The sequence below is a fragment of the Saccharothrix tamanrassetensis genome (assembly GCF_014203665.1).
GTDB classification, from domain to species: domain Bacteria; phylum Actinomycetota; class Actinomycetes; order Mycobacteriales; family Pseudonocardiaceae; genus Actinosynnema; species Actinosynnema tamanrassetense.
Genome location: NZ_JACHJN010000005.1, coordinates 295,298 through 320,006, shown reverse-complemented (window position 1 = coordinate 320,006; position 24,709 = coordinate 295,298). Strand labels below are relative to the sequence as shown.

General features: G+C 73.3%; 25 protein-coding genes and 1 tRNA gene. 14 read left to right on the top strand and 12 right to left on the bottom strand.

Annotation, left to right across the window (positions count from 1 at the left end):
* Window positions 1-100 precede the first annotated feature (100 nt).
* A complete protein-coding gene (gene crtI, locus FHS29_RS17920; protein ID WP_312864994.1) occupies window positions 101-1,564 on the bottom strand; it encodes a phytoene desaturase family protein in 1,464 nt (487 codons plus the stop codon).
* Between the two features lie 7 nt (window positions 1,565-1,571).
* Window positions 1,572-2,675, bottom strand: a complete 1,104-nt coding sequence (locus FHS29_RS17915) for a polyprenyl synthetase family protein (protein WP_184691806.1) — start codon at window positions 2,673-2,675, stop codon at window positions 1,572-1,574.
* 165 nt (window positions 2,676-2,840) lie between these two features.
* Here FHS29_RS17915 and FHS29_RS17910 point away from each other — a divergent pair, with 165 nt between their 5' ends.
* Both FHS29_RS17910 and FHS29_RS17905 read left to right on the top strand, forming a co-directional pair.
* Window positions 2,841-3,773 carry a phytoene/squalene synthase family protein gene (locus tag FHS29_RS17910; protein WP_184691805.1) on the top strand — a complete coding sequence of 311 codons (933 nt, stop codon included), beginning with the start codon at window positions 2,841-2,843 and terminating at the stop codon, window positions 3,771-3,773.
* Window positions 3,774-3,803: 30 nt separating this feature from the next.
* Complete coding sequence (locus tag FHS29_RS17905; RefSeq protein WP_184691804.1) at window positions 3,804-4,781, top strand: DUF5914 domain-containing protein; 978 nt, start codon at window positions 3,804-3,806, stop codon at window positions 4,779-4,781.
* On the opposite strand, the gene FHS29_RS17900 is transcribed toward FHS29_RS17905, so the two are convergent.
* The 4 genes from FHS29_RS17900 to FHS29_RS17885 are packed head-to-tail and all read right to left on the bottom strand — an operon-like array spanning window position 4,745 to window position 7,709.
* Window positions 4,745-6,313, bottom strand: coding sequence for an FAD-dependent oxidoreductase (locus FHS29_RS17900; RefSeq protein WP_184691803.1), 1,569 nt, complete (start codon window positions 6,311-6,313; stop codon window positions 4,745-4,747). The genes FHS29_RS17905 and FHS29_RS17900 overlap by 37 nt on opposite strands.
* Complete coding sequence (locus tag FHS29_RS17895; protein WP_312864967.1) at window positions 6,300-7,031, bottom strand: class I SAM-dependent methyltransferase; 732 nt, start codon at window positions 7,029-7,031, stop codon at window positions 6,300-6,302. Before FHS29_RS17895 ends, FHS29_RS17900 begins: the two co-directional genes overlap by 14 nt.
* Complete coding sequence (locus FHS29_RS17890; RefSeq protein WP_184691802.1) at window positions 7,028-7,342, bottom strand: lycopene cyclase domain-containing protein; 315 nt, start codon at window positions 7,340-7,342, stop codon at window positions 7,028-7,030. Before FHS29_RS17890 ends, FHS29_RS17895 begins: the two co-directional genes overlap by 4 nt.
* A complete protein-coding gene (locus FHS29_RS17885; protein ID WP_184691801.1) occupies window positions 7,335-7,709 on the bottom strand; it encodes a lycopene cyclase domain-containing protein in 375 nt (124 codons plus the stop codon). Before FHS29_RS17885 ends, FHS29_RS17890 begins: the two co-directional genes overlap by 8 nt.
* 361 nt (window positions 7,710-8,070) lie before the next feature.
* On the opposite strand from FHS29_RS17885, the gene FHS29_RS38145 reads away from it, so the two are divergent.
* Both FHS29_RS38145 and FHS29_RS17875 read left to right on the top strand, forming a co-directional pair.
* Complete coding sequence (locus tag FHS29_RS38145) at window positions 8,071-8,652, top strand: RNA polymerase sigma factor (RefSeq protein ID WP_184691800.1); 582 nt, start codon at window positions 8,071-8,073, stop codon at window positions 8,650-8,652.
* Complete coding sequence (locus FHS29_RS17875) at window positions 8,645-9,685, top strand: CU044_5270 family protein (RefSeq protein WP_184691799.1); 1,041 nt, start codon at window positions 8,645-8,647, stop codon at window positions 9,683-9,685. The genes FHS29_RS38145 and FHS29_RS17875 overlap by 8 nt, the downstream gene beginning before the upstream one ends.
* A gap of 165 nt (window positions 9,686-9,850) precedes the next feature.
* Here FHS29_RS17875 and FHS29_RS17870 read toward each other — a convergent pair whose 3' ends face one another.
* A complete protein-coding gene (locus FHS29_RS17870; protein ID WP_184691798.1) occupies window positions 9,851-10,798 on the bottom strand; it encodes an SDR family NAD(P)-dependent oxidoreductase in 948 nt (315 codons plus the stop codon).
* Between the two features lie 111 nt (window positions 10,799-10,909).
* Between FHS29_RS17870 and FHS29_RS17865 the strand changes: the two genes are divergently transcribed.
* Both FHS29_RS17865 and FHS29_RS17860 read left to right on the top strand, forming a co-directional pair.
* A complete protein-coding gene (locus FHS29_RS17865; RefSeq protein WP_184691797.1) occupies window positions 10,910-11,494 on the top strand; it encodes a TetR/AcrR family transcriptional regulator in 585 nt (194 codons plus the stop codon).
* Between the two features lie 163 nt (window positions 11,495-11,657).
* Entirely contained in the window at window positions 11,658-12,374 is a 717-nt protein-coding gene (locus tag FHS29_RS17860) for a polyamine aminopropyltransferase (protein ID WP_184691796.1), read from the top strand.
* 69 nt (window positions 12,375-12,443) lie between these two features.
* On the opposite strand, the gene FHS29_RS17855 is transcribed toward FHS29_RS17860, so the two are convergent.
* On the bottom strand, window positions 12,444-13,751 hold the full coding sequence (locus FHS29_RS17855; protein ID WP_184691795.1) for an NAD(P)-binding domain-containing protein: 1,308 nt from the start codon (window positions 13,749-13,751) through the stop codon (window positions 12,444-12,446).
* Between the two features lie 101 nt (window positions 13,752-13,852).
* Here FHS29_RS17855 and FHS29_RS17850 point away from each other — a divergent pair, with 101 nt between their 5' ends.
* From FHS29_RS17850 to FHS29_RS17835, 5 genes are all read left to right on the top strand, one after another.
* Complete coding sequence (locus FHS29_RS17850) at window positions 13,853-14,701, top strand: helix-turn-helix domain-containing GNAT family N-acetyltransferase (RefSeq protein WP_184691794.1); 849 nt, start codon at window positions 13,853-13,855, stop codon at window positions 14,699-14,701.
* 139 nt (window positions 14,702-14,840) lie between these two features.
* Window positions 14,841-15,272, top strand: coding sequence for an SRPBCC domain-containing protein (locus tag FHS29_RS17845; protein WP_184691793.1), 432 nt, complete (start codon window positions 14,841-14,843; stop codon window positions 15,270-15,272).
* Window positions 15,262-15,645 carry an ArsR/SmtB family transcription factor gene (locus FHS29_RS17840; protein WP_184691792.1) on the top strand — a complete coding sequence of 128 codons (384 nt, stop codon included), beginning with the start codon at window positions 15,262-15,264 and terminating at the stop codon, window positions 15,643-15,645. The genes FHS29_RS17845 and FHS29_RS17840 overlap by 11 nt, the downstream gene beginning before the upstream one ends.
* Window positions 15,638-15,772, top strand: coding sequence for a hypothetical protein (locus FHS29_RS37715; protein ID WP_281391615.1), 135 nt, complete (start codon window positions 15,638-15,640; stop codon window positions 15,770-15,772). The genes FHS29_RS17840 and FHS29_RS37715 overlap by 8 nt, the downstream gene beginning before the upstream one ends.
* Window positions 15,773-15,792: 20 nt before the next feature.
* Complete coding sequence (locus tag FHS29_RS17835; RefSeq protein WP_184691791.1) at window positions 15,793-16,497, top strand: DUF899 domain-containing protein; 705 nt, start codon at window positions 15,793-15,795, stop codon at window positions 16,495-16,497.
* 43 nt (window positions 16,498-16,540) lie between these two features.
* Here FHS29_RS17835 and FHS29_RS17830 read toward each other — a convergent pair.
* Window positions 16,541-16,617, bottom strand: a tRNA-Arg gene (locus FHS29_RS17830).
* Between the two features lie 324 nt (window positions 16,618-16,941).
* Between FHS29_RS17830 and FHS29_RS17825 the strand changes: the two genes are divergently transcribed.
* On the top strand, window positions 16,942-18,624 hold the full coding sequence (locus tag FHS29_RS17825; RefSeq protein WP_184691790.1) for a PHP domain-containing protein: 1,683 nt from the start codon (window positions 16,942-16,944) through the stop codon (window positions 18,622-18,624).
* Window positions 18,625-18,801: 177 nt separating this feature from the next.
* On the opposite strand, the gene FHS29_RS17820 is transcribed toward FHS29_RS17825, so the two are convergent.
* The 3 genes from FHS29_RS17820 to FHS29_RS17810 form a co-directional block, all read right to left on the bottom strand.
* Window positions 18,802-20,388, bottom strand: a complete 1,587-nt coding sequence (locus tag FHS29_RS17820) for a pentapeptide repeat-containing protein (protein WP_184691789.1) — start codon at window positions 20,386-20,388, stop codon at window positions 18,802-18,804.
* A 279-nt stretch (window positions 20,389-20,667) separates the two neighbouring features.
* A complete protein-coding gene (gene chrA, locus FHS29_RS17815; protein ID WP_184691788.1) occupies window positions 20,668-21,792 on the bottom strand; it encodes a chromate efflux transporter in 1,125 nt (374 codons plus the stop codon).
* On the bottom strand, window positions 21,789-22,460 hold the full coding sequence (locus FHS29_RS17810; RefSeq protein WP_184691787.1) for an arsenate reductase/protein-tyrosine-phosphatase family protein: 672 nt from the start codon (window positions 22,458-22,460) through the stop codon (window positions 21,789-21,791). Before FHS29_RS17810 ends, chrA begins: the two co-directional genes overlap by 4 nt.
* Before the next feature lie 422 nt (window positions 22,461-22,882).
* On the opposite strand from FHS29_RS17810, the gene FHS29_RS17805 reads away from it, so the two are divergent.
* Both FHS29_RS17805 and FHS29_RS17800 read left to right on the top strand, forming a co-directional pair.
* Complete coding sequence (locus FHS29_RS17805) at window positions 22,883-23,686, top strand: hypothetical protein (RefSeq protein ID WP_221456203.1); 804 nt, start codon at window positions 22,883-22,885, stop codon at window positions 23,684-23,686.
* An 11-nt stretch (window positions 23,687-23,697) separates the two neighbouring features.
* Entirely contained in the window at window positions 23,698-24,660 is a 963-nt protein-coding gene (locus FHS29_RS17800) for a beta-propeller fold lactonase family protein (RefSeq protein ID WP_184691785.1), read from the top strand.
* Window positions 24,661-24,709 lie beyond the last annotated feature (49 nt).

Below are 24,709 nucleotides of genomic sequence, written 5' to 3'. Positions count from 1 at the left end.
TCGGACGAGTGTCGAATAGCGTCCGTGACGAATTGCTCGGTACTGCTGGGCCATTCGAGTGAAACCATTCGAGTGGACCGCCGCGAAATAGACCGACCCCTCAACGCCGGAGTCGTTCCGCGGCGAGACGCCCGGAGATGAGGACGGGCGGGATGCCCACACCGGGTGTGGTGCCGCTGCCGGCGAGGACGACGTTGCCGCGGCGGTGGGGCAGGTTGCGCGGCCGGAACGGGCCGGTCTGGCCGAACGTGTGGGCGGCCGAGAACGGGGTTCCGGCGGCCTGCCCGAGCGTCGCCCAGTCGTCCGGCGTGGTCGTCGCCAGCCGCGTCACGTCGGTGACGAGCAGCTTGCGGCGGGTCAGTTCGGCCACCAGCTCGTCGGCGTAGCGCGGGCCGAGGGCGTCCCACCGCAACGGCGCGCTGTCCAGGTTGGGGCACGGGGCCAGCACGTAGTGCAGGTGCCTGCCGGCGGGCGCGAGGGCCGGGTCGGTGAGGCTGGGCGTGGTGAGCAGCAGTGACGGGTCGGACATGAGCCGGCCGGCGCGGATGATCTCGTCGAAGGTCCCGTCCCACGCCTCGCCGAAGGAGATGGTGTGGTGGGCGAGGTCGGCGGAGGCTTCCGGCGCGCTCAGGTGCACCACCACCGCCGACGGCGACCAGCGCAGCGGCACGGGCCTGCGGGGGCGGCCGTGCAGCAGCCGGGTGGACTGCGCGGGGCCGGTGGCCAGCACTACGGCGTCGCACGGGATCCGGTCCCCGGCGGTGCGCACGGCGGTGACGCGCGACCCGGCGCGTTCCAGTGCGGTGACTTCGGTGTCGTAGTGGAACTCGACGCCGGCGTCCAGGGCGGCGTCGGCCAGCGCCTGCGGCACGGCTCGCATTCCGCCGCGCGGGAACCAGACGCCCGCGACGGTGTCCATGTAGGCGATGACGGCGTACGCGGCGAGGGCGTCGCGCGGTGCGACACCGGCGTAGAGCGACTGGAAGGTGAAGACGCGGCGCAGGCGCGGGTCGTCCAGGAAGCGCCCGACCGCCCGCGACAGGCTGCCGAAACCGCCGAGCGCGGCCAGCGCCGCCAGGTCGCGACCGAGCAGGTCCAGCGGCGAGTCCAGGTTCGCACCGATGAACCGCTCGCGTTCGACCTCGTGCAGTCGGGTCAGCCAGGCGCGCAGCCGGCGGTAGCCGCCGGCTTCCCGGCCGCCCGCGAAGTCGCGCACCTCCTGTTCCATCCGCTCCGCGTCGGTGTGCACGTCGAGCGCGCTGCCGTCGGCGAACGTCGCCCGGTACGCCGGGTGCAGCGGCAGCAGCTCCAGCCGGTCGGAAAGCCGTTGCCCGACTGCGGAGAACGCCTCGTCCAGGAGTTCGGGCATGGTGAGCACGGTGGGTCCGGTGTCCAGCCGGTGACCGTCCACATCGGACCGACCGGCCAGGCCGCCGGGATGGCCGCGCTGCTCCACGACGGTCACCTGGTGGCCCGCGCCGCGCAGGTGGAGCGCGGCCGACAGGCCGGCGAGCCCGGCACCGACCACGACGACGGAGTCCGTCCGTCCGCGCACGACGTGCACCACGGTGTCACCGCTTCCTGGTCGTGGCCTTGGCGGCCAGGCTGACGAGCCGGCCGCGGGCCGTGGGGTCGATGGGCGCACGGGCGAGGGCCCGGAGTCCCCGCTGGGCGAGTTCCGCGATCCACTGCTCGATGGCGGCGACCGCGCCGAGGTCGTGCAGCAGCGCCCGCACCTCGGCGATGGTGCCCGGGTCGACCGCGCCGCCGTCGAGGCAGTGCCGCAGCTGCCGGATCGCGTCCGTGCGATCGGCGGCGCGGGCGAGCCGCAGCGCGGTGGCCATCAGCGGGGTGCGCTTGCCCTCCCGCAGGTCGTCCCCGACGGGTTTGCCGGTGACCTGCTCGTCGCCGAACACGCCGAGCAGGTCGTCGCGCAGTTGGTAGGCCACCCCGATGTCGCGGCCGAACGCGCACAGCGCCTCGGTGACCCCGGGATCGGCCCCGGCCAGCGCGGCGCCCAGGTGCAGCGGGCGTTGCACGGTGTAGGAGGCGGTCTTGAGGCCGGCGACCCGCACCGTCTCCGCCACCGACTCCTCCCGGCGGGTGCCGGCCAGCAGGTCGAGGTGCTGGCCCGCGATCATCTCGGTGCGCATCGCCTGCCACGGCTGCCAGGCGCGGCCCAGCGCGTCGGCCGGCAGCCCGGCGGTGACCAGCGCGTCGTCCGCCCACGCCAGCGCCAGGTCGCCGACCAGGATGGCCGCGCAGTCGCCGTAGTGGTCGGCGTCGCCCGCCCAGCGGTCCCGGCGGTGGCGGGCGGCGAAGAGCCGGTGGGCGGTGGGCCTGCCCCGGCGGGTGGTGGAACGGTCCATGACGTCGTCGTGCACCAGCGCGCAGGCCTGGAGGAGTTCGAGTGCGACCAGTGCCCGCAGGACCACGTCGGCGAGCGGGCCGCCGGATTCGCCGCCGGCCGCGCGCCACCCCCACCAGGCGAACGTGGGGCGGAGGCGCTTGCCGCCGGACAGCACCAGAGCGGTGAGCTCGCCGACGAGTTCCGGCGCGAGGTCCCGGTGGGGGTTCCGCCGCAGGAACGTCTCCAACTCCTCGTGCAACCGCTGGGGCAGCGTGTCGTCCAACGTGGCGTGTGTGACAGGACCGACGGCGCCGGCCAGCGACATGCTCGTCTCCTCACGGTTCACCGCCTGCTTCGCCGTCGAGCTAAGCAGCGCGGCGGCAGCCCTGCATGACGGGCACTCCTGGCATGTGGGAGGGCCTGTCATGCGGAACGACGTGGACGGTCCTAACGTTGGAGGTGGTGCCCACCGGAGAGGACTCGAAACCCGATGTCGGTCGATCGCGAACTCGACGCCGCCGCGATCACGGATCCGGTGTTGCGCAGCGCCTACCGGAACTGCCGCGCGCTCAACGCACAGCACGGACGCACCTACTACCTGGCCACCCGGCTGCTGAGCCCGGGGCAGCGGCCCGCGATCCACGCGCTCTACGGCTTCGCCCGGTGGGTCGACGACATCGTGGACGAGGTCCACGACGGCCGGACGACCGCCGAACGCGCGGCCGAGGTGTCGCGTGTGGATGCGGCGCTGACCGACGGGTTGGCGACGGGCACCAGCACCGATCCGGTCGTGGCCGCGGTCGTGGACACCACCCGCCGCTACGGCATCCCGCACGACCACTTCCGCGCGTTCATGGCGTCGATGAGGATGGACCTCACGGTCACCGACTACCCCGACTACGCGGCGCTGTCGCGGTACGTGCACGGTTCGGCCGCCGTCATCGGGCTCCAGGTGCTGCCCGTGCTGGGGACCTGCGTGCCCAGGGCGGAGGCCGAGCCCGCGGCGGCGGCGCTGGGCGTCGCGTTCCAGCTGACCAACTTCCTGCGGGACGTGGGCGAGGACCTCGACCGGGGCCGGGTGTACCTGCCCGCCGACGAGCTCGCCGCGTTCGGCGTGGACCGGGAGCTGCTCGGGTGGGCCCGGCGCACCGGGCGTTCCGAACCCCGGATCCGGCGCGCGCTGGCGCACCAGGTGGCCCGGGCCCGTGCGGTGTACCGCGAGGCCGAGCCGGGGTTGGCCATGCTCGCGCGGCGCTCCCGGCCGTGCGTGCACACCGCGTACCGGTTGTACGGCCGGATTTTGGACCTGATCGAGCGGGCCGACTACGACATCGTGTCGCACCGCGTGGTGGTGTCCACCCGAGGACGGCTCGCGGTGGCACTGCCCGCGTTCGCCAAGGCCGCGCTGGGCGCGGTCGGCTGAGGCCCACCTACCCGAACGGAGAAGTCCCAGATGCGTCAACGCCTTCCGCTGCGCCTGTTCCGCAGCCGGCCGTGGCCCGAACAGGAGCCCACCTGGCGGGAAGCGAAACCGGCGTTGATCGAGGCGGCGCTCAAGCGCGCGGTGGCGCGGCCGTCCGGCAACTGGTTCGTGGTCGCCGCGAGCCGGGAGGTGGTGACCGGGCGGCCGTTCGGCCGGACCGTCGCGGGCCGGGAGGTCGTGCTGTGGCGCGGCGCGGGCGGGCGACTGCACGCCGGTCCGGGCGCGTGCCCGCACCTCGGTGCGCCGCTGTGCGACGGCGCCGTCCACCAAGGGCAGTTGGTGTGCCGGTGGCACGGGTTGGCGCTGGACGGCCGGGGGTTCGGCGGTTGGAGCCCGTACCCGGCGCACGACGACGGCGTGCTGGCGTGGGTGCGGCTGGACGACGTCGGGGGTGAGGAACCGCTGCCCGAGCCGGTGCTGCCGGCCCGACCTCCGCGCGGTTCGATCGAAGCCGTCGCGACGCTGGTCGGCCGTTGCGAGCCCGAAGACGTGGTGGCCAACCGGCTCGACCCGTGGCACGGGGCCTGGTTCCACCCGTACTCGTTCGCCAACCTGCGGGTGGTCGAGTCGGCGACCGAGGCGGAGGACCGCTTCCTGGTGGAGGTGACGTTCCGGGTCGCCGGACGGGTCGGGGTGCCGGTGGTCGCCGCGTTCACCTGCCCCGAGCCGCGCACGGTGGTGATGCACATCGTGTCCGGCGAAGGTGAGGGCAGCGTGGTCGAGACGCACGCCACTCCCCTGGCGCCGGGTCCGGGCGGGGTGGCGCGCACCGCCGTGATCGAGGCGACCATCGCGCACTCCACGCGGCGCGGCTTCGCCCTGGCCCGACCGGCGGCGCCGGTGATCCGGCCGCTGATGCGGTGGGCGGCGAACCGGTTGTGGCGCGACGACCTGGCCTACGCCGAGCGCCGTTACGCGTTGCGCAGCACCGGCCGGTTCCCGGGCTGACCGGGGCTGCGGCCCCACTTCCGGGCCACGGCGCGCAGCAGCGGCACCCGGCCTCCGGTGGGCACGCTCCACAGCGGTGTCCCCGTGACGCCCCACCGCCCCAGCAGGTGGTTGGCGGCGGCGAACCCGGTGGTGGCCGCCCGTTCCATCAGCGCCACCGGCAGGTCGATCCGCACCAGGTCCCCCGCCAGCACCAGGAACGGCTCCGGCGTCACCACCGCGGGCCGGTGGGCGAACCCGCCCGGCGGGAACAGCGGGCAGTCGGCGCGCAGTTCGTGCCGCTCGTCCACGATCCGCGCCGCCTTGGTCTCCGGATAGACCTCGCGCAGCCCTTCCAGCAGGCGTTTCCGGGCTTCGACCTCGTCCACACCGGACGGCAGCGAGTAGCCGTGCAGCTCGACCACCGCGCCGCCGGTGCGCGCCGCCCAGGCGCCGGCCTCGTGCTCGTAGTGGTCGAGCACCGAGATGTTGTCCAGCGGGCCGTAGCCGCTGGTGCCGACGAAGCCCGGCCGGTCGGCCGCGACCGGCCGGTCCAACCAGTACCGGGACACCAGGAAAGGCGGGGTGGTCTCCAGCCCGTCGACGTCGGCACGCCAGGACGCGTCGCCCAGCTCCCCCGAGGCCGCGACGATCCGCCGCAGCCCTCGGACGTCCGAGGCGAGCACGACGGCGTCCGCGTCGATCGGCCCGCCCGTGGCGTGGACGGTGAACCGCAGGCGGCCACCGCGCTCGACCGCCGACACCGCGGTCCCGGTCCGCACGGTCGCGCCGAGGCTCGTGAGGTACCGGGAGAGCGGGTTCCACAACCGGTGCGGGAACGGGTCGGCGGCCACGTCGAACAGCAGGCCTTCGCCGGAGCCGAGGAAGTAGGTGTGGAACATGGTCACCAGTTCGGCGGCCGACATCCGGCTCGGGTGGGCGAAGAAGCTGCGGGAGAACACCTCGAAGGCCAGCGCGTGCGCGGCTTCCGGGAAGCGGATCCGCTCCAGGTAGTCCGCCGCGTCCAGGTCGTCCAGGTCGTCGTAGGTGCCCGGCACCGACACGTCCAGCATGGGCAGCGCCGCCCGCGCGTCCACCGAGATCAGGTCGCGCCACTTGAACGTGGGGCTGCGGGCGAGGAACCCGAGGGCGTTCCACGGCACGGCCTTGGGCAGGCCCGCGAAGCCGTCGCGGTGCCCGTCCGCGTGCCACAGCGGGTAGTCCGGCAACCCGACCAGCGCGGTCCCGTGCGGGTCGACCCGGCGCAGCAGCGCCCGCAGGTTGTAGTACTGGCGGAAGAACGCGTGGAACCCCCGGGTCATGGTCGCCGCGCTGCCGTCGGCCAGCCGCGTCGGCCAGCCGCCGACCCGGCCGCCCAGGTAGTCCTCCTTCTCGCACAGCACCACCCGCGCGCCCCGCTCGGCGAGCAAGGTCGCCGCCGCCAGGCCGGCGATGCCGCCACCCACCACGACCACCGCCGGAGCACTGTCCGAAAAGGATGAACGGCCGGGTGCGGCGTCGATCCGGACGGCTTTGCGGTCACGATCCGCCATCGGTCGTCCCCTCCCCCGCGCAGCCGACGAACGTGTGCACGATGCCACGCTGCCAACCGGTCGCGGTCTCGCTGCGCACTCCGTTGAAACCGTTGCGGCGCAACCGGTCCCGCAGCGCGCCCACCCCGTCGAAGCGGAGGACGCTGCGCCACAGGTAGGTGTAGAGGCTGCGGTCGCGGGTGACGAGCCAGCCGCTGGGGATCACCACCGACCAGCACACCGCCGTCCAGATCGCCGCCCGCACCGGCGAGTCCGCCACCGAGTACTCGTGCACCACCACGCGGCCTCCCGGCCGGAGCAGGCCACGCACCGCGCGCAGGGTCGGGTCGGGGTCGGGCAGGTTGCGGACGAGGTAGGCGGCGAACACCGCGTCGAACGGCCCCTCGACCCCGGCCTCGGCGAGGTCCTCCGCCCGCGAGTGCACGAAGGAAACGTTGCGCGGCCACGGTTTCGCGCGCGCACGGGCCAACATCCCCGCCGACGCGTCCACCGCGACGATGTCGGCGTCCGGTGCGACGGAGAGCAGCGCGGCCGTCGACGCGCCCGTGCCGCAGCCCAGATCGAGCACCCGCGCCCCGGCGGCCGGCAACCGCAGCGCACGTGCCGAGCGCCGCAACGCCCGGTGGTAGCCGGGGTTCAGCCCCACCAGCAGGTCGTACCCGGCCGACGCGTCGTCGAACGCACCCGGCACCTCGCCCGTGGCCAGTTCGCGCGTCACGCCGCCTCCCGGGCGCGCGCCCGTTCCCACAACATCAACGTCAGGGTGACCATCGAGAATCCGAACAAGAAGTCCTCCACCGGAATGTCCCACGGAATCCGCACCCCGCTGATCGTCCACTCGGCGTACCGGACGATCGGCGCGTCCAACTTGGTCAGCCAGCCGTCCACCGGCACCTGGAAGGCGAGCACTACGGCCATCGTCAGCCAGTAGGCGGGCAGCCGGAACACCCCGCTCCGCAGCACCGCCACTTCGAGGACCACCACCAGCACGACCGACACCAGCGCCGCGACCAGGTACTCCCTACCCACGCGGGTACCCGCTGCCGGCTCGGCTCTCTTCGGCGGACCGGGCGGACCGGCCGGGTTTGCGCCGTTGCAGCACGGCGCGCACACCCTCGTACGTCAACAAACCGCACAGCGGCACCACCACGAAGAACAGCACCTCCTCCAGCGGCATCCCGCCGGGCAGCACCACACCGGTGGTGAACTCCTCATTGAACGTCCAGTGCCCGCGTGCGATGGCCACCAGGTCCCACACCGCGAACACCGCCATCACCGGCACGATCGTGCGCACGAGCCGGCGGAAGCGCCGGTAGACGCCCGAACCCATGAACTCCAGCGGAAGCGTCACCGCGAGACACGCCGCCAGCACCGCCAGGTACTGCCAACGCTCCATCACGCCCTCCGTCCCGGTCCACGCCTCACCCAGCACCGTAAGGCGATCACGCCCGGCCCGCACGACAGGCCGCACCACCGACCACGGCTCGGACCGGGCGCACTGCCCGGACTCCGGCCACCGGGAGCGCACTCCGGCGTCAGGTGCCCTGCTGTCGGAGAAGGGTGATCTTCTGCTCCAGCGAGTCGGAATCGCCCGGTTGGTCGGCGGTGCAACCACGGCAGCTCCCCGGACGGAATGCGCCCGGGAATTCCGGCGGACGGATCGACCGGTGCGCGCGGCGCGTGCACCGGTCGGCTGTGATGATGTGTCGGTGGTCACCCGCCGGGAACGCCGAGCAGCCCGGCGGGCAGGAACCGGTGTGCGAAGTGATGTGGCGCCCGAGGCGCTTGCGCGGCGACTGCTCGACGAGAGTGCGCTGCTGACGTTGTACGAGTCGACCGCCGCCAGGCTGCACCGGTACGTGGCCCGCCGCATCGGGACCGAGGACGCCCACGACGTGGTGTCCGAGGCGTTCCTGGTGCTGTGGGACCGGCGCGCGGGCCACGAGCACGAGCCGGACGCGTTGCGGGCGTGGCTGTTCGGCGTGGCCACGAACCTGTTGCGCAGACACGTCCGCACCGAGGAGCGCAAGCTCCGCGCGTGGAGCCGCGAGCACGGCGGGCGGCTCGACGTGGCCGACATCGGCGACCGGGCGGCCGACCTGGCCGACGCGGCGCTGCTGGCCGGCCCGCTGACCGGGATGCTCGCCGACCTGCGGTCCGAGGAGCGGGACGTGCTGCTGCTCACCGCCTGGGCGGAACTGACCCCGTCCGAGATCGCGGTGGCGCTGGACATCCCGGTCGCGACGGTCCGCACGCGACTGCACCGGGCCCGCGCGAGGCTGCGCACCCGCCTCGCCGCCCTCCACCCGACCGACCACAGGGGGAACGACCGTGGCTGACAAGTTGGACCGACTCCTCGACGACGCACTCCACCTCGCCGTCGCCGACGAACCCGCGATGACCGACCGGGAGCTCGCCGAAGGCCGGCAGCGGCTGGTCGCCGCGCTGTCCGAGCCGAGGACCGCGACCCGGTCCAAGCCCCGCCGCACGCGGTGGCTGGCCGCCGCCGCGGCGGTGGGCGTGCTGGCCGCCGGGGGCGTGGTCGTGCAGTCCCTGGACCTGACCGGTGCCGGGACGTCGCCCACCGCCTCGGCCGCCGACGCGCTCAACCGCGCGGCCGACCTGGCGGCCTCGGTGTCCGACGAGCCGCTGTCGCCCACCCAGTACCGGTACATCCGCAGCCGGTACCGGGGGGTGACCAAGACCGTGGGCGAGGACGTCGCCTGGACCTCCGGCCTGGTGAACGAGCAGTGGATCCCGGCCGACCCGCGCCAGGAGTGGATGGAGCGGCAGCAGGACGACGGGCCGGTCGACTGGGTGCCGGGCATGGAGGGCGAGGGGACGCCGCCGGGCAACCCCGCCCAGCGCAACGGCGAGTTCCGGGCCCCGTGCGGTGACTTCTCCTACATGGCGGCCGGCCAGCCGGACAAGTGCGCGGCGGGCGACTGGCGCAACCCCATCCCGGAGTTCCTGGCCGGGCTGCCCACCGACCCGGAAGCGCTGTACCACCGGCTGGTCGCCGACGGGGGGAACGGTGACGCGGGCGCGTTCTCGCTCGCGTGCGGCGCTCTGAGCAGCGGTCGCCTGCCCGCCGAGTACCGCGCCCGCCTGTACCGCGCGTTGGCGCACGTGCCGGGCATCCAGGTCACCGCGGACCGCACGAACCTGGACGGCGCCGAGGGCATCGCCTTGGGCGCCCGCTACCACGACGACTTCACCGAGGTCATCATCGACCCGTCCAACGGGCGGTTCATCGGTTGGCGCCAGGTGGTCGCCGAGGACGACGGCAGTCTGGAGAAGGGCACCGTCCGCCAGCTCAGCGCCACGACCACCGGCGTCGCCGACCGGATCGGGGTCGCGCCCACCAGGTGACACCCGGCCGTTCGGGGACGGCCGGCCGCGAGGGTGCGGTCCACGGGTTCGGGGCCCGTGGACCGCATCCGTCCACGTACCGGCCGGCCGCCACTGGGACCGGGAAACGCTTGTCCCGGAACGATGTCCCGATGCGCGAACCCACGCCCGCAGTAGTAGTGCCTGCTACGCCGCGAAATCGGGATCGACGCCGGTGAGCTCGGCGCTCGCGGTCCACAGTCGAGCGGCAGCCTCGATGTCGGCCAGTGGGCCTCGGACGGGTTCGAGCCGGGGTTCACCGCGCAGCCCGAGCACTCTCGGGCCCCACAGTTGGCCGCCGCGGACGGACGGGTCGAGAACCGCGCGCACCGCCGGCCACGCGGCAGCCTGCTTTCCCTGCACGAAGACGCCGGCGGGCAGGCCGCGCAACCGTTGACCGGTGGTCCGGACGTGCAGCGGCGGACGTGCGGGCGTGAGCGAGTCGAGCGCGCCGCCGGGGTGGTTCACCACGCTCAGCGTCGTGCTGCCGAGGGCGCGCAGGCGGCGGTCGAGTTCGAAGGCGAACAGCATCTGCGCCAGTTTCGACCGCGCGTAGGTGCGCTTGGGTCGGTAGTCCCGCGTGGACCGGAGGTCGGCGAAGTCCAGTCGAGCGGACTTCGCGACGAAGCTGCCGGTGGTGACGACGCGGCTCGCGGGTGTGGCGGCCAGCAGCGGCGCCAGCCGGGCGATCAGCGCGAAGTGCCCGAGGTGGTTGGTGGCGAACATCAGCTCGTGGCCGTCGCCGGTCTCCCGGCGTGGCGACTGGTCGAGCAACACGCCCGCGTTGCACACGACCGCGTCGAGCCGGTCCAGGTCCAGTGCGCGCGCGGACGCTTCGAGCGAGGAGAGGTTGGAGAGGTCCAGGCGGAGGTGGCGGACGTCGGCGCGGGGGACGCGGGAGCGGATCGACGCCATCGCGGTGTCGGCCTTGGCGGCGTCCCGGCTCCCCAGGACGACGGTGGCCCCGGTGCCGGCGAGCTGCTCGGCGACGAAGTACCCGATTCCCGCGTTGCCGCCGGTGACCAGGAAGGTCCTGCCCTCGGCGGACGGCAGGCGATGGACGTCCCACGGCTGGGGCCGGACTGCGGATGACATGGCGCTCCCTGCGGTTCGACGGCGGCCAGTCCGAGAAAGTCAAAGTGGCTCCGAGTTCAGAGAGAGTATGACTTCACAACTGCTCCGATTTCTTCGGGTATCGTGGTGGGTGTGACGCGGACCCCGACGCCCGGACGGCGCGAACGCAAGAAGGCAGCCACCCGCCAGGCACTGTCCGCCGCGGCGCTGCGGCTGTTCCTGGAGCGGGGCTTCGACCGGGTGACCGTCGCCGAGATCGCGGACGCCGCGGACACGGCCGTGTCGACGTTGTTCGCGCACTTCCCCGGCGGGAAGGAGGCCCTGGTCCTCGGCCACGGCGACGAGCGCGCGGCAGCGCTGACCTCGGCCGTGCGCGACCGCCCCGAGGGCACACCGGTGCTGCGCGCGTTGCGGGACTTCCTGGCCACGCGCGGGCCCTTCCGGCCCGAGCCCGACCCGCAGCACCGACGGGTGACCGCCCTGGTGGTCGGCACCCCCGCCCTGCGCGCCTACGCCAGGGCGCTGTGGACCGGCAGCGAAGCGGCACTCACCCGCGTCATCGCCGAGGAGACCGGCCGTGACGCCGACGACCTCTCCCTGCGCCTGCTGGCCCGCTACGTCCTGGAGATCCCCGACCTGGCGGGCACCGAACCGGACCCGCGCGCCGCCCTGGACACCGCCTTCACCCACCTCCAGCGGGGCTGGCCCGACCTGTGACGGCACCCGACGACCGGCCCTCGCCGAGTCGTCCGGCGCGGTACCGGCGAGGCACCCGCCACCGGGCACTGCCATCATGGGCAGCCCACTCGGCGCCCACCGCACCGGACGGTCCACCCCGGACCGGCCACCGCCGCCGCGAACCCCACCGGAGGCTCACCGGATGAGCGCACGCTTCGAGGAACTCGACTGGTGTCGGACGGCCCTGGGCGAGCTGGTCCTGCGCCGGCGCTGGGATCCGGTCTTCGACCGCGAGGTCCACGAGATCAAGCTCGACGACGAGTTCCTGATGTCCAGCCTGTTCACCGTCTCCGAGGTGGAGTTGGCCCGCCTGGCGCTCGCCGGCCTGCCCGCGCCGCTGGACGTGGTCGTGGGCGGCCTCGGGCTCGGGTACACCGCACGGACCGTGCTGGACGACGACAAGGTGCGCTCGATGCTCGTCATCGACGCGCTCGGCGAGGTCATCGACTGGCACCGCCGGGGGCTCCTGCCCGGCGGGGAGGAACTGGCCGGCGACCCCCGCTGCGAACTCGTCCACGCCGACTTCTTCGCGCTGTCGCGGTCGGCCGGAGGCTACGACCCGACCGCACCCGGCCGGCTGTTCCACGCGATCATCGTCGACATCGACCACTCGCCGCGCCACCTGCTGCACCCGACCAACGCCGACTTCTACCGACCCGCCGGGCTCGAACGCCTCCGCGGGCGGCTGCACCCCGGCGGGGTGTTCGCGCTGTGGTCCAACGACCCGCCCGACGACGACTTCACCGCCGTGCTGGCCGACCACTTCGCCCAAGCCAGGGCCGAGGTCGTCCGCTTCCCGAACCCCTTGCAGCAACGCGACGCGCTCAGCACCGTCTACCTGGCGAGCACCGCCGACTGACGGTCCGGCGGCGTCGACTCGACCGCGGGCGGCCAGGCACGCACCTCGACCGTGCCGGGCCGCCGGGCGTCAGGACCGCGCCCGCGGCGCCGACAACGCCAACTCCGACACCGCAGGCGCCGCACAGCAGCCGCCGGACGCGGCCTCGGGCTCGGCGTCGAACACCCCCGCCCCGCCGCACACGCCGGTCTCCGGCAACGTCAGCTCCACCCGGCCGGCCGCCTCGTGGTCGCCGGCGATCTCCGCCACCACGCTGCGGACCTGCTCGTAGCCGGTCATGGTGAGGAACGTCGGCGCGCGGCCGTAGCTCTTCATGCCGACCAGGTAGACACCCGGCTCCGGGTGGCGCAACTCGTTCGCGCCGTGCGGGTACACCGTGCCGCAGGAGTGCGCGTTCGGGTCGATCAGCGGTGCGAGCCGCACCGGCGCCTGCAACACCGGGTCCAGTTCCAGCCGCACCTCCGACAGCCAGGACAGGTCCGGCCGGAACCCGGTCAGCACCACGACCTCGTCCACCGCGTCGAGCCGGTGACCGTCCTGCGACGCCAGCACCAGCCTGCCCCCTGCCGACTCCACCGACGCGGTGCGGAACCCCGTGACGACCTCCACGTTGCCCGCCCGTGCCGCCGCCTTCGCCCGCAGCCCCAACGCCCCGCGCGCCGGCAGTTGGTCCGCCTCGCCACCGCCGAACACGCTGCCCACCGCGCCCCGGCGCAACAACCACGTGACGTGCGTGCCGGGGTGCCGTTCCGCCAGTTCAGCCAGGACCACCAGCGCCGTGAGCGCCGAGTGCCCACTACCCGCGACCGCGATCCGCTTGCCCGCGTACCGCTCCAGCTCGACGGCCAGGTCCGGCACCCGATAGGCGATCCGGTCCGCCGCCTCAAGCTCGCCCAGCGCCGGCAGCCCGTCGCCGCCCAACGGGTTCGGCGACCCCCACGTACCCGACGCGTCGATCACCGCACGGGCCTCGATCCGCTCGCCGGACAGGTGCACGGTCAGCGGCTCGCCGTCCCGACCCGCGTCCACCACCCGGTCACGCCCGCGCCGGGCGACCCCGACGACCCGCGCGTCGTACCGGACGTACTCCCCCAGCACCCGGGCCAGCGGCTCCAGGTACCGCGACACCCACTCGCCACCGGTCGGGTAGCCCTCGGGGGCCCGCCACCCGGTCGGCTCCAGCAGCCTGCGCGCGGCCGGGTCCACCAGCTCCGACCACTGCGAGAACAGCCGCACGTAGTTCCACTCCGCCACCGCCGCGCCGGCCCGCGACCCGGCCTCCAGCACCAACGGCCGGACCCCCCGTTCGAGCAGGTGCGCCGCCGCCGCCAACCCCGCCGGACCCGCACCGACCACGACCACCGGAAGCTCGCTCATGAGCTACCCCTTTCATCGATGTATCTCTATCAAGACGAAGGCGACTGTATAGACACCCATCGATTGATGCAACCATCGACACCGGTCTATACAGTGGTGGCATGACGAGGACGCCGACGGTCGGCCTACCGGTCCGGGACGCCACCACCTACGCCCAGTGGTTCGCCTGCCTGGCCGACCCGACCCGCGTCCGGCTCCTGCACGCCGTCGCCACCCACCCCGACGAGATCACCGTGGGCGCGCTGTCCGAGGCCATCGGCGTCAGCCAGCCGACCTGTTCGCACCACCTGCGCAAACTCGCCGACACCGGCTTCGTCCGCCTCCGCCGGGAAGGCACCACGACCCTGGTCTCGGTCAACCCGGCCTGCTGCACCGGACTCCCGCACGCGGCCGACGCCGTCATGGGCACCATCGCCACCGGCCCGTGCTGCCCCACCGACCTGCCGCCCGACGTCACGGTCCGGGCCATGACCGACGCCGACTGGGCCGACGTCCGCCGCATCTACGCCGAGGGCATCGCCACCCGCAACGCCACCTTCGAGACCGAGGTCCCCGCCCGCCGCGCCCTGGACGCCAAGTGGCTGCCCGGCCACCGCTGGGTCGCCGTCGTCGACGGCCAGGTCGCCGGCTGGGCCGCCGCCACCCCCGCCTCCACCCGCGAGTGCTACTCCGGCGTCGCCGAGACCTCCGTCTACGTCGGCGACGCCTTCCGCGGCCGAGGCGTCGGGAAAGCGTTGCTGCACAAGCAGGTCACCGCCGCCGACGAAGCCGGCCTCTGGACCCTGCAAACCGCGATCTTCCCCGAGAACCGCGCCAGCATCGCCCTGCACCACTCCGCCGGCTTCCGCACCATCGGCGTCCGCGAACGCATCGCCCGACACCACGGCACCTGGCGCAACACCGTCATGCTCGAACGCCGCGCCCAGTCCACCTCCGGCCCAGCCTGCTGACGCGGTCCGACCGGGCGTGACGCGGCGACGGGCTCGCCGTTGGCCGGAGACCGAGAACCACATCGAGCCGACCTCTTGTCGCAACCGATCGGTTGCCATAGTGTGGCAACCGTTCAGTTGCTACTCATTGGAGGCCGCCGTGGCTTTTCCCGATCGCATCGAGCGGACCCTTGAGGTCACCCACCCGCCGAGCGCGGTGTGGACGGCGTTGACCACGGCCGAGGGGCTCGGCACCTGGCTCGGCAACGAGGCGACGATCGACCTGCGTCCCGGCGGGACGGCCCGCGTCGGCTGGACCGACGGGCAGGTAGCCGAGCTGCGCGTGGAACGGGCGGACGAGCCGTCGGTGTTCGCGTTCACCTGGCACATCCACGGCCTGCCCGAGGACGACCCGCGCCGCACCTACGTCGAGTTCACGCTCGAACCGGTCGGTGCGGGCACCCGGCTGACCGTGGTCGAGACCGGTTTCGCCCAGCTGCCGGAAGACGTCCACCGCAAGGCGTACGACGCCCACACCGAAGGCTGGCGGAACGAGTTGGGCGAACTCGTCGACCACCTCGATGCCGCCTGACGTCGAGGCCGTCGCCGAACAGGTCTTCATCGCCCTGGCCGACCCGAGCCGGCGCGCCATCCTGGCCGCGCTGGCCTCCGGGGGCCCCGCCACGGCCACCGACCTGGCCGACCGGCTGCCGATCACCCGGCAGGCGATCGCCAAGCACCTGGCGCTGCTGGCCGAGGCGGGCCTGGTGACGGCCGAACCCGGCGAGCGCCGCCGGGTGCGGTACCGGCTGCACTCCGCGCCGATGCGGGTGGCGCAGCAGTTCCTGGCCGCGCTGGCGCGCGACTGGGACGGCCCGCTCGCCGCGCTGAAGGACCACCTCGACCGGTCCGCCGGCGGATCCACCCCGACCCCACCCGACCCACGACGAGGACATCATGAGTGATCCCGGATCCACCTCCACCGTGGACCGAACCCCGACCGAGACCTTCGACGCCATCACCGACGTCACCGGTGAAGGACGACCCGACAAGCGCAGCGGGCTGCCCGACCGGCACCCGGCGCGGACCTGAGCCGAGAGGTGGACACCACGATGAAGACCCCTCCGGTCGTCACGCGGGAGCAGTGGGAGGAGGCGCGCCTGCGGCTGCTGGTGAAGGAGAAGGAACTGACCCGCGCCCGGGACGCGCTGGCCGCGCAGCGTCGCCGGATGCCCTGGCTGGCGGTGCAGGAGCAGTACTCGTTCGACGGACCCGGAGGCAGGGTGGGCCTGCTCGACCTGTTCGAGGGCCGCCGCCAGCTCATCGTCTACCGCGCCTTCTTCGAACCCGGTGTGTCCGGTTGGCCCGACCACGCGTGCCGCGGCTGTTCGCTGGTGGCCGACCAGGTCGCTCACGTCGCCCACCTGAACGCCCGCGACACCACGCTGGTCTTCGCGTCCCGCGCGCCGCAGCCGGACATCGCGCGCATGAAGGCGCGGATGGGCTGGACGATGCCCTGGTACACCATGACGGACGAGTTCGACGTCCACTTCGGTGTGGACGAATGGCACGGCACCAACGCGTTCATCCGCGACGGTGACCGCGTGTTCCGCACCTACTTCGTCGACAACCGCGGCGACGAGGCCCTGGGGAGCACCTGGAGCTATCTCGACCTGACCGCGCTGGGGCGGCAGGAGGAATGGGAGGACTCGCCGGAGGGCTATCCCCAGTCCCCACCGTACGAATGGTGGAACTGGCACGACGAATACGAACCCGCGCAGTCGGCCGCGCCGACCGGGTGCTGCCACCCGGACTGAGCGGACCGGCGCCGACGCACACGGGTGCGGACGCGCAGCGGGTTGGTGCCCCTGCCAGGACTCGAACCTGGGACCTCGACGTTCGTAGCGTCGCGCTCTGTCCACCTGAGCTACAAGGACGTGGCGGGCCGGCCTTCGGTGGCCGGTCGCCTGCTCGCCCTGGTCGCGTGGGTCAGCGGCGGGGGCGGGCTCGGAGAAAAGTCTGCGGTGTCTTGCGGAAAGGACGCGCACATCATCACCAACGCCGTCCGCACGGGTCAATCGCATTTCCGCCGCCTGACCCCGACTCCGCGCACTACCGCGTGCGCCCTCGCGAACTTCATCCGCACCAGTGGGGTTCGGCCGAGTGGCCGGGTGGGCGGAAGTGTTCACCGGGTGTTCGTGTTCCCCCACCGCCGGACGCACGATACTTCGGCGCGGGGTGCAGGCGGATCGGAGTTTTCCATGTCGCACGAGCACGAGCACGAACACGGGCACGGGCACGGGCACGCCGAGCCGATCGACGCGGAGGACGATCGGCCGTTGTCGGTGGCGCGGCGTCGGTTCCTCGCGGGGATGGGGATCGCGGCGGCCGGGTCGGCGGCGTTCACGGTGCCGGCCGCGGCGCACGACCACGACCACGGGCCGGCGCGGCCGGTGAACCCGTGGGGTGGGCGGGATCGCTGGTTCGCGGGCGACCACCACATCCACACCAAGTACTCCCCCGACGGCCAGTACGAGGTCGCCACCCAGGTCGCCAACGCCCGCGAGCACGGCCTGGACTGGGTGGTCATCACCGATCACGGCGGGGTGGCGCACGAGAAGTTCTCGGTGGACCAGGTCGCGCCGGACATCGAGCGGGCACGGGCGAAGTACCGGGACACGTTGGTGTACCAGGGCTTGGAGTGGAACATCCCCGGCGCGGAGCACGCGACGGTGTTCCTGCCGCCCGGGAAGTCCACTGTGGACATCTTGAAGGCGTTCGAGGCGGCTTACGACGGCGGTGTGCTGGCCACGCCGGTCCCGCAGGGCGGCAAGGGGCTGATCGCCAGGCCGACTTCGGCCGACGGCGAGCCGTACGCGTTGGCCGCCCTGCGCTACCTGGAGGCGCAGGTGCTCTCCGGCCGCGCGGAGATCGCGCTGATGTTCGCCAACCACCCCGCGCGCCGGGGCGTGAACAGCCCGCACGAGCTGCGCGGCTGGCGCGAGGCGGCGCCCGGGGTCGCGGTCGGGATGGAAGGCGCGCCGGGGCACCAGGCGGCGGGCATCCCGACGGCCCGGGGCGGTCGGGGCGGCGCGCGGGGCTACTACGAGGCGTCCCCCAACCAGGACAGCTTCCCCGGCTACCAGCCGACCACGCTGGAGAACCCGTACCGCACCTACGGCGGCTTCGACTGGATGACCGCGAAGGTCGGTGGCCTGTGGGACTCGCTGCTCGCCGAAGGCCGCCCGTGGTGGGTCACCGCGACCTCGGACAGCCACCAGGTGCACGGCGACACGTTCGTCCCGGGCACCGGGGACCACGCCACCACGGGCAGCCGGGGTGCGCCGGTCGACACGGGCAAGCCGCAGGTCTACGGCGACTACTGGCCCGGCGGCTACAGCTCCACGCTGGTCGGCGCACCGTCGAAGTCGTACCTGGACGTGATGCGCGGCCTGCGCAGCGGCAAGGTGGTCGCGGTGCACGGCCGGTTGATCGACGGCCTCGACCTGCGGGTCCGGTCGGACGACGACCCTCGGGGCGTGACCGTCGGCGGGCGGACGTTCGTGCGGCGCGGCAGTGACGTGGAAGTGGTCGTCGACGTCCGGTTGGCGCGGCTGCCGAACTTCGGGGGTGTGATCCCCCGGCTGGCGAAGGTGGACCTGATCGGCGGTCCGGTCACCGGCCCGGCGGCCGACCGGGACGCGCTGTCCGCGCCGGGGACCAGGGTGGTCGAGACGTTCGAGGTGGCCCGCACCGCGCGCGGGACGGTGCGGTTCAGGCACACGTTCCGCAACGTGGAGCGCGCGTTCTACCTGCGGCTGCGCGGCAGTGACGGTAACCGGCTCACCTCGGACGGCGGCCCGGTCATGGACGTGGTCGGCGACGCGGACCCGTGGGCGGACCTGTGGTGCTACGCCAACCCGGTGTTCGTCGACGTCGTGTGACCCGGTGGCCGGGCGCTGTGCCCGCCCCATCAGCCGGGCACAGCGCCGCACACCGGGGCGCGCGGCTCATCGCCGCCTCGGCGGCCCGGTGACCGTGCAGCACCCCGCCCGAGGACGGGGTGCTGCGGGCGGTGGAGGTGCGGGTGCCGCACGAGTGCTGCGGCGGCCACCGACCCCTCACCACACCAGGAACACCACCAGCGCGACCAGCAGGAGCACCGAGATCCCCCGCCACATCCGGTACCCGTAGCCGGTGAGCGACCGCATCAGCACGCTCCACGCGGTGACCGCCGGCCCGGCCCACCCGACGGCACGGGCGCGTTCCGCGTACCGCAGCCGCTGCTTCTCCACCAGCACGGTGTCCGCGTCCACCTCCTGCCCGTCGGAGCGCAGCACGGCCGCCAGCCGGTCGTACGCGTCGGGGGTGAACCGCCGGGTCGCGTCGCGCAGCAGTGCCAGCCGCCGCCGCACGGCCGTCCGGTCCTCCAGCCGCGGCTCCAGCCGCAGGTAGTCGAACCCGGCGAGCTCGACACCGCCGCCCGCGCTCCACAGGAACCTGTTGTCGTGCAACGAAGCGCACCGCGCGTACCGGAGGTCGACGCGGCCCTGCGGCGCGTCCTCCACGGCCAGCCCCAGCTCCCCGGTGACCAGCCGGCACGCGGCCAGCGCGACCGCCCGTGCCCCCAGGTGCGCGCCCCGCAGCTCCACCCGACCGCGCACGGTCGCCCCGGACAGGTCGACGGTGCCCTCGGCGGCCATGTCGGCGAGCCGCAGCTCGTCGCCGACCCGCGCCTCGCGCAGGTCCAGCGCCACGCCGCCGGGACCGTGCAGCGCCGCGCCGGACAGGTCGACCTGCCCGCCGACCTCCATGCCGGGCAGTCGCACGCCGTCGTCGCTGCGGGCTTGCCCGAGGTCGACGTCCCCGGTGACGTGGACCCGCGCGCCGGACATCCCGCCCAGTTCCACGCGGGACGCCCGCAGGTCGCCGCCGATCCACCCGTCCACGAGTCGCACACCCGCCTTCACCAGGGCGAACGCCAGGTGCACGTCCCCGGCGACGCGGACCCGGTCCAGCGCCAGTGCTTCCTCGTCGACCTCCATCGCGCCGAGCACCAGCGAGCCGCCGACGGTCGCGCCCACCAGGCACAGCGAACGCAGCCGCGCCTCGGTCAGGTCGACGTCGCCGGTCAGCCGGGCGCGGTCGGCGACGAGGTCGGCGAGCCGCGCCTGGCGCAGCGACACCGCGCCGCCGATCCGGGCGTCGGCCAGCACCACGGCCCCGGTCGCGGTGGCGCCGATGTGGTCGTCGTCCTCGCCGAGCACCCCGCCACCGATCCTCATGCCACGTCCGTCCAGCGCGACGCCGTCCGCGCCGTCCAGCACCGCGCCGGCCAGGCACAGGTCGCCGCCGACCGTGAGCCGGTTCGCCCGCAGCGTCGCGATCCTGCTGTGCCGCAACGAGACCTCGCCGCCGACCGCGGCGTCCCCGAGCTCGACCGGGCCGTGCACCGACGACCGGGTCAGCACGAGGTCGCCCCGGCAGCCGAGCCGGCGCGCGTCCAGGCCCGGCAGTTCGCAGTCGTCGAACTCCAGCCGGCGCACGGCGGCCTCGCGCAGCACCGGGGGCCGGTCGAACCGGCAGCGCGTGAACCGCAGCGTGCGCGGCGCCGCGTCGGGCAGTTCGAGCACCCCGGTGACGTGGGCGTCGACCACGTCGACGTCCCCACCCACGAGTTCCGCGGCCGGGATCTCCCCGGTCGTCATCCCCATCCCCCTATCGCCCGGTGCCGGCAGCACCGGGGTGTCGCGATGCTAACGGTGCATAGTCGCCGTTCCCTACGCCCCGATGCGGAACACCCCGGACGTCGGAGGCCGGCACCGGCCGAGGTCCGGTGAGCCACGCCCGTTCCGGTACGACACCGGACCTCGTCGCGGCGACCGCTCACGGTCGACCGTCGGCCTGGGACGGTCCTGCCGCACGGCTCCGCGCGGCCGGCCGGCCGCGCATGGCGCAGGCGGACCGCAGCGCGTCGGCGGATCCGCTCAGGAAAGGGCGACGAGCGCACCCACCACGCCCGCGGCCAGCAACGCGGTGACCACGCCCCGGCGCAGCACCAGCAGCCAGCCGAGAGCGGCGGCGAGGACGACGAACTGCCAGTTCGTGTGCAGTGACGCGGTCAGCGGGAGCGTCGAGCCGGCGATGGCGCCGATCGCCGCCGTGCCCGCGCCGGTCAGGAAGGCCTGCGCTTTCCCGTTGTGCCGCAGGCGTTCCAGGCGGGGACCGGCGAAGATGACGAACGCGAAGGACGGCGCGAACGCGACCACGGCGGCGAGCAGCCCACCGACCAGCCCGGCGGCGGCGAACCCCACCACGGCGACGGTCTGCACAACCGGTCCGGGCGTGATCTGGCCCAGCGCCACCGCGTTGAGGAACTGCGCGTCGGTCATCCACCCGTAGGTGTGCACGGCGTCCTGCTGCATCATCGGGATGATGACGAACCCGCCCCCGTAGGACAGCGCGCCGACCTTGGCCGCGACCCACGCGACGGCGACCAGTCCCCCGCTCGCGGCAGGCAGCGCGAGCACCACCGGCCACGCGGTCCGCCTGCCCGACGGCGCGTGCACGGTGATCTCGACGATCCCGGCCGCGACCAGCACGAGCACCAGCCACGGCCCGGTGACCGCCGCCGCCACCGCGCCCGCCGCCAGGTACCCGACCCACCGCACCCGAGCCGCCCGCACCGCCCCGACCCGACGCCAACTGCCCGGGATCAGCCCCCACGCGGCGTGCAGGGCGACGGCGGGCACGGCGGCTCCCGCGCCCGCCGCAGCGCCGAGCACCCACGGCGGCGGGTCGGCGGCGAGGAACAGCGCGGCCAGCGCCAGGATCAGCACCAGGCCGGGCACGATGAAGCAGAACCCGCCGACCAGCGCGCCCGCCGTGCCGCGCAGCCGCCACGCGCACAGGATCGCCAACTGGGTCGACGCCGGGCCGGGCAGCAGGTTGGTGGCCGCGATGCCCTCCTCGAACTCGGCTTCGTCGAGCCACTTCCGCCGCGTCACGCACAGGTCGCGCAGCAGCGAGATGTGCGCGGGCGGTCCGCCGAAGCCGATGCACCCGATCCGGCCCCACTCGCGGGCGATGGTGCCCAGGCCCACCCGGGTCACGAGGCCCTCGCGATCGCGGCCAGCCGGTCGACGCGTTCGGTGAGCTGCGCCAACACGTCCTCGAAGACCTCGTCGGTGTCGACCGGGCCGGGGTCGGGCACGGACCAGTGCACGCGCCGGTCGTCCGGCCCCAGCTCCTCGTAGGCGTTGTCGCACACCGCCACCACCAGGTCGTCCGGCCGCACCACGTCACCGATGTCCGCGGTGCGGTCGCGTTCGAGTCGCAGGCCGTGCCGACGGGCGGTGCTGATCGCGCGCGGGTTCAGCCGCGGGCCGGGGTGGGTGCCGGCGGAGGTGACCGGGATGTCGCTGCGCTCGCTCCACACGGCGGCGGCCAGCGGCGACCGGGCGGCGTTGCGGGTGCAGACGAACACCACGCGCGGCGCGGTGACCGACGGGACCGGCCGCAGGCCGTCCAGTGCGTCGGGCAGCAGTCGCACGTAGGCGCGCCGGCCGTCGCCGTGCGAGCGGGTGCGCACCACCAGCCGCACGTCGCGCAGCACCTTGAGGTGGTGGGCGAGCAGGTTGGAGGTGAGGTCGAAGGCGTGCGCGAGCTCGCCGGGCGACCGGTCGCCGACCGCGAGCAGGTCGACGATGCCGAGGCGGACCGGGTCGGACAGCGCTTGGTGCACCGCGGCCCGCCGGCGGAGGTTGGCGTCAATGTCCATTGAGGCAATCCTCACTGAGGTGGTTCGCTTCGGTCAACGGTCGTCCACACCATGAACCCGCGGAGGCCCCCAGACCAGACCGGCCCACCCGAGACATCCCCGCACCGTGCTCCCGCACCGGCACCCGACCTGCGCCGGCGCGGCGGGACAACACGTCCCGAAAATGCGGCACGTTTATCTTCGAAGATCGGGGCAGGTTTTTCGCGCCCAATTTATCGTTAGCTGTGTTTATGGTGTGATTCAGATCACGTAGCGAATTGGTGCATTGCGGCGATGGCACCGCGCACAAGTTTCCGTACGTTCATCCCGGTCAGCTTGACCACCCCTCGGCGAATGGGGTAATCGTGACCGACCAGATAATCAGTACGACCCCTGGGGGGACCACCGGAAGGACGCTTCGGGAGAAGTGGGCGCAGACCCCGGTGGTCACCAAGCTCTACTGGCTGCTGCGCATCGGCGTCGCGGTCGAATACCTCGGTCACGGCTGGGCCGGCCTGAGCCGGTCACGCGCGTGGCTGCCCTACTACGACCTGTTCGGCATCTCCGCGGACGCCGCCGTGGACTACATGATGTACCTGACCGGTGCGGTCGACATCACGGTCGGCCTGATCGTGCTGTTCTGGCCCGCCCGCATCGTGTTGCTGCACGCCACGGTGTGGGGCGTGTTCACCGCGCTGCTGCGGCCGATGGTAGGCGAGGGCTGGTGGGAGTTCCTGGAGCGCGGCGGCAACTACGGGATGCCGCTCGCCATGCTCATCCTGGTCGGCTTCGGCGGGTGGTCGGTGCGCGGCTGGCTGAGCAAGGGCGAGCTGCCCGCCACCGTCTCCGACCGGGCGCACGTCGGCGTCCACTGGGCGGCCCGCGGCGGCCTCGCGTTGCTGCTGATCGGGCACGGCGGATTCGGCGCGTTCGAGCAGAAGGCGTATTGGTACAAGTTCTTCGAATTCTTCGGCGTCGACCGCGCCGGGGTGGACTCGGCGAACCTGATGGTCGTCTTCGGGACGTTCGAGATACTCCTCGGACTGGCCGTGCTGGTCCGTCCGGCCAAGCCGCTGCTGTGGTTCGTGCTCGGCTGGAAACTCGCCACCGAATTGCTCCGGCCGCTGGTCGGCCAGGAGTGGTTCCAATTCGTGGAACGGGACGGCGACTACGTGTTGCCGCTCGTGCTGATCATCGGCGCGGCCACCTACGCGGCGGCCCGCGACCGAATCCGGTCCGGCGCCTGAAAGGACTACCGTTGTTGCACCGCCTAGCCCTGCTGATCGCCGTGCTGCTCGTCGCGACCCCGGCCACCGCCGTGGCCGCGACGGGAAAGCCGGTCGTCGTCGACACCATCGCCGTGGGCCTCAACCCGCGCACGGCGGCGTTCACCCCCGACTACCGCTTCGCCTACGCGTCCAACGCGGGCTCCAACACGGTGTCCGTGATCGACGTCCGCCGCCGCGCCGTGGTGGCCACCATCCCGGTCGGCTCGTTCCCCTACGGCGTGGCGTTCGACCGGCGCGGCCGGTTCGCCTACATCGCCAACCGCGACTCCGACAACGTGTCGGTCATCGACACCGAGGACCGGAAGGTGGTGAAGACCATCCCGGTGGGCGACGCGCCCCGACTGGCCGCGGCGACCCCGGACGGCCGCGAGGTCTGGGTCAGCAGCACCGCGTCGAACGCCGTCACCGTCATCGGCACCAGGACCCAGTCGGTGATCGCCACCATCCCGGTCGGCACCGCGCCGCGCGGCATCTCGTTCGCCCCCGGGGGCAGGGTCGCCTACGTCGCGAACTCCGACTCGGACAACGTCTCGGTGGTCGACGCGGAGGCCAGGAAGGTCACCGCGACCATCCCGGTCGGCGACGAACCGCGCGGCATCCTGGTGACCCCGGACAACCGCACGGTCTACGTCACCAACACCATCGGCGGCACGGTGTCGGTCATCGACGCCCGTCGCAACGCGGTCACGGCGACCATCACCGTGGGGAAGAACCCGCGCGGCCTCGCGCTGCACGCCGGCGACCGGATCCTCTACGTGACGAACTCCGGCTCCGGCACGCTCAACACGGTCGACACCCGCACGAACAAGATCGTCGGCGAGGTCGCCCTGGGCGCGGACCCCCGCTACACCGCGTCGGGACCGGGCAAGCGCTACATCCTGGTGGCCAACACCGGGTCGGCCAGCATCTCGATCGTCACCCTGGACTGCTGACCGCGCGAGGGGGTGGGCGTCCGCCGACGCCCACCCCCTCGTCGGTCCG

What these genes read in the sequence shown, in the direction of transcription:
- FHS29_RS17910 (WP_184691805.1), top strand. Translation starts at nt 2,841, where the DNA reads ATGTCGGTCGATCGCGAACTCGACGCCGCCGCGATCACGGATCCGGTG.
- FHS29_RS17915 (WP_184691806.1), bottom strand. Translation starts at nt 2,675, where the DNA reads ATGTCGCTGGCCGGCGCCGTCGGTCCTGTCACACACGCCACGTTGGAC.
- FHS29_RS17905 (WP_184691804.1), top strand. Translation starts at nt 3,804, where the DNA reads ATGCGTCAACGCCTTCCGCTGCGCCTGTTCCGCAGCCGGCCGTGGCCC.
- FHS29_RS17825 (WP_184691790.1), top strand. Translation starts at nt 16,942, where the DNA reads ATGTCGCACGAGCACGAGCACGAACACGGGCACGGGCACGGGCACGCC.
- FHS29_RS17820 (WP_184691789.1), bottom strand. Translation starts at nt 20,388, where the DNA reads ATGACGACCGGGGAGATCCCGGCCGCGGAACTCGTGGGTGGGGACGTC.
- FHS29_RS17850 (WP_184691794.1), top strand. Translation starts at nt 13,853, where the DNA reads ATGACGAGGACGCCGACGGTCGGCCTACCGGTCCGGGACGCCACCACC.
- FHS29_RS17835 (WP_184691791.1), top strand. Translation starts at nt 15,793, where the DNA reads ATGAAGACCCCTCCGGTCGTCACGCGGGAGCAGTGGGAGGAGGCGCGC.
- FHS29_RS37715 (WP_281391615.1), top strand. Translation starts at nt 15,638, where the DNA reads ATGAGTGATCCCGGATCCACCTCCACCGTGGACCGAACCCCGACCGAG.
- FHS29_RS17885 (WP_184691801.1), bottom strand. Translation starts at nt 7,709, where the DNA reads ATGGAGCGTTGGCAGTACCTGGCGGTGCTGGCGGCGTGTCTCGCGGTG.
- FHS29_RS17855 (WP_184691795.1), bottom strand. Translation starts at nt 13,751, where the DNA reads ATGAGCGAGCTTCCGGTGGTCGTGGTCGGTGCGGGTCCGGCGGGGTTG.
- FHS29_RS17870 (WP_184691798.1), bottom strand. Translation starts at nt 10,798, where the DNA reads ATGTCATCCGCAGTCCGGCCCCAGCCGTGGGACGTCCATCGCCTGCCG.
- FHS29_RS17810 (WP_184691787.1), bottom strand. Translation starts at nt 22,460, where the DNA reads ATGGACATTGACGCCAACCTCCGCCGGCGGGCCGCGGTGCACCAAGCG.
- FHS29_RS17900 (WP_184691803.1), bottom strand. Translation starts at nt 6,313, where the DNA reads ATGGCGGATCGTGACCGCAAAGCCGTCCGGATCGACGCCGCACCCGGC.
- FHS29_RS17860 (WP_184691796.1), top strand. Translation starts at nt 11,658, where the DNA reads ATGAGCGCACGCTTCGAGGAACTCGACTGGTGTCGGACGGCCCTGGGC.
- FHS29_RS17840 (WP_184691792.1), top strand. Translation starts at nt 15,262, where the DNA reads ATGCCGCCTGACGTCGAGGCCGTCGCCGAACAGGTCTTCATCGCCCTG.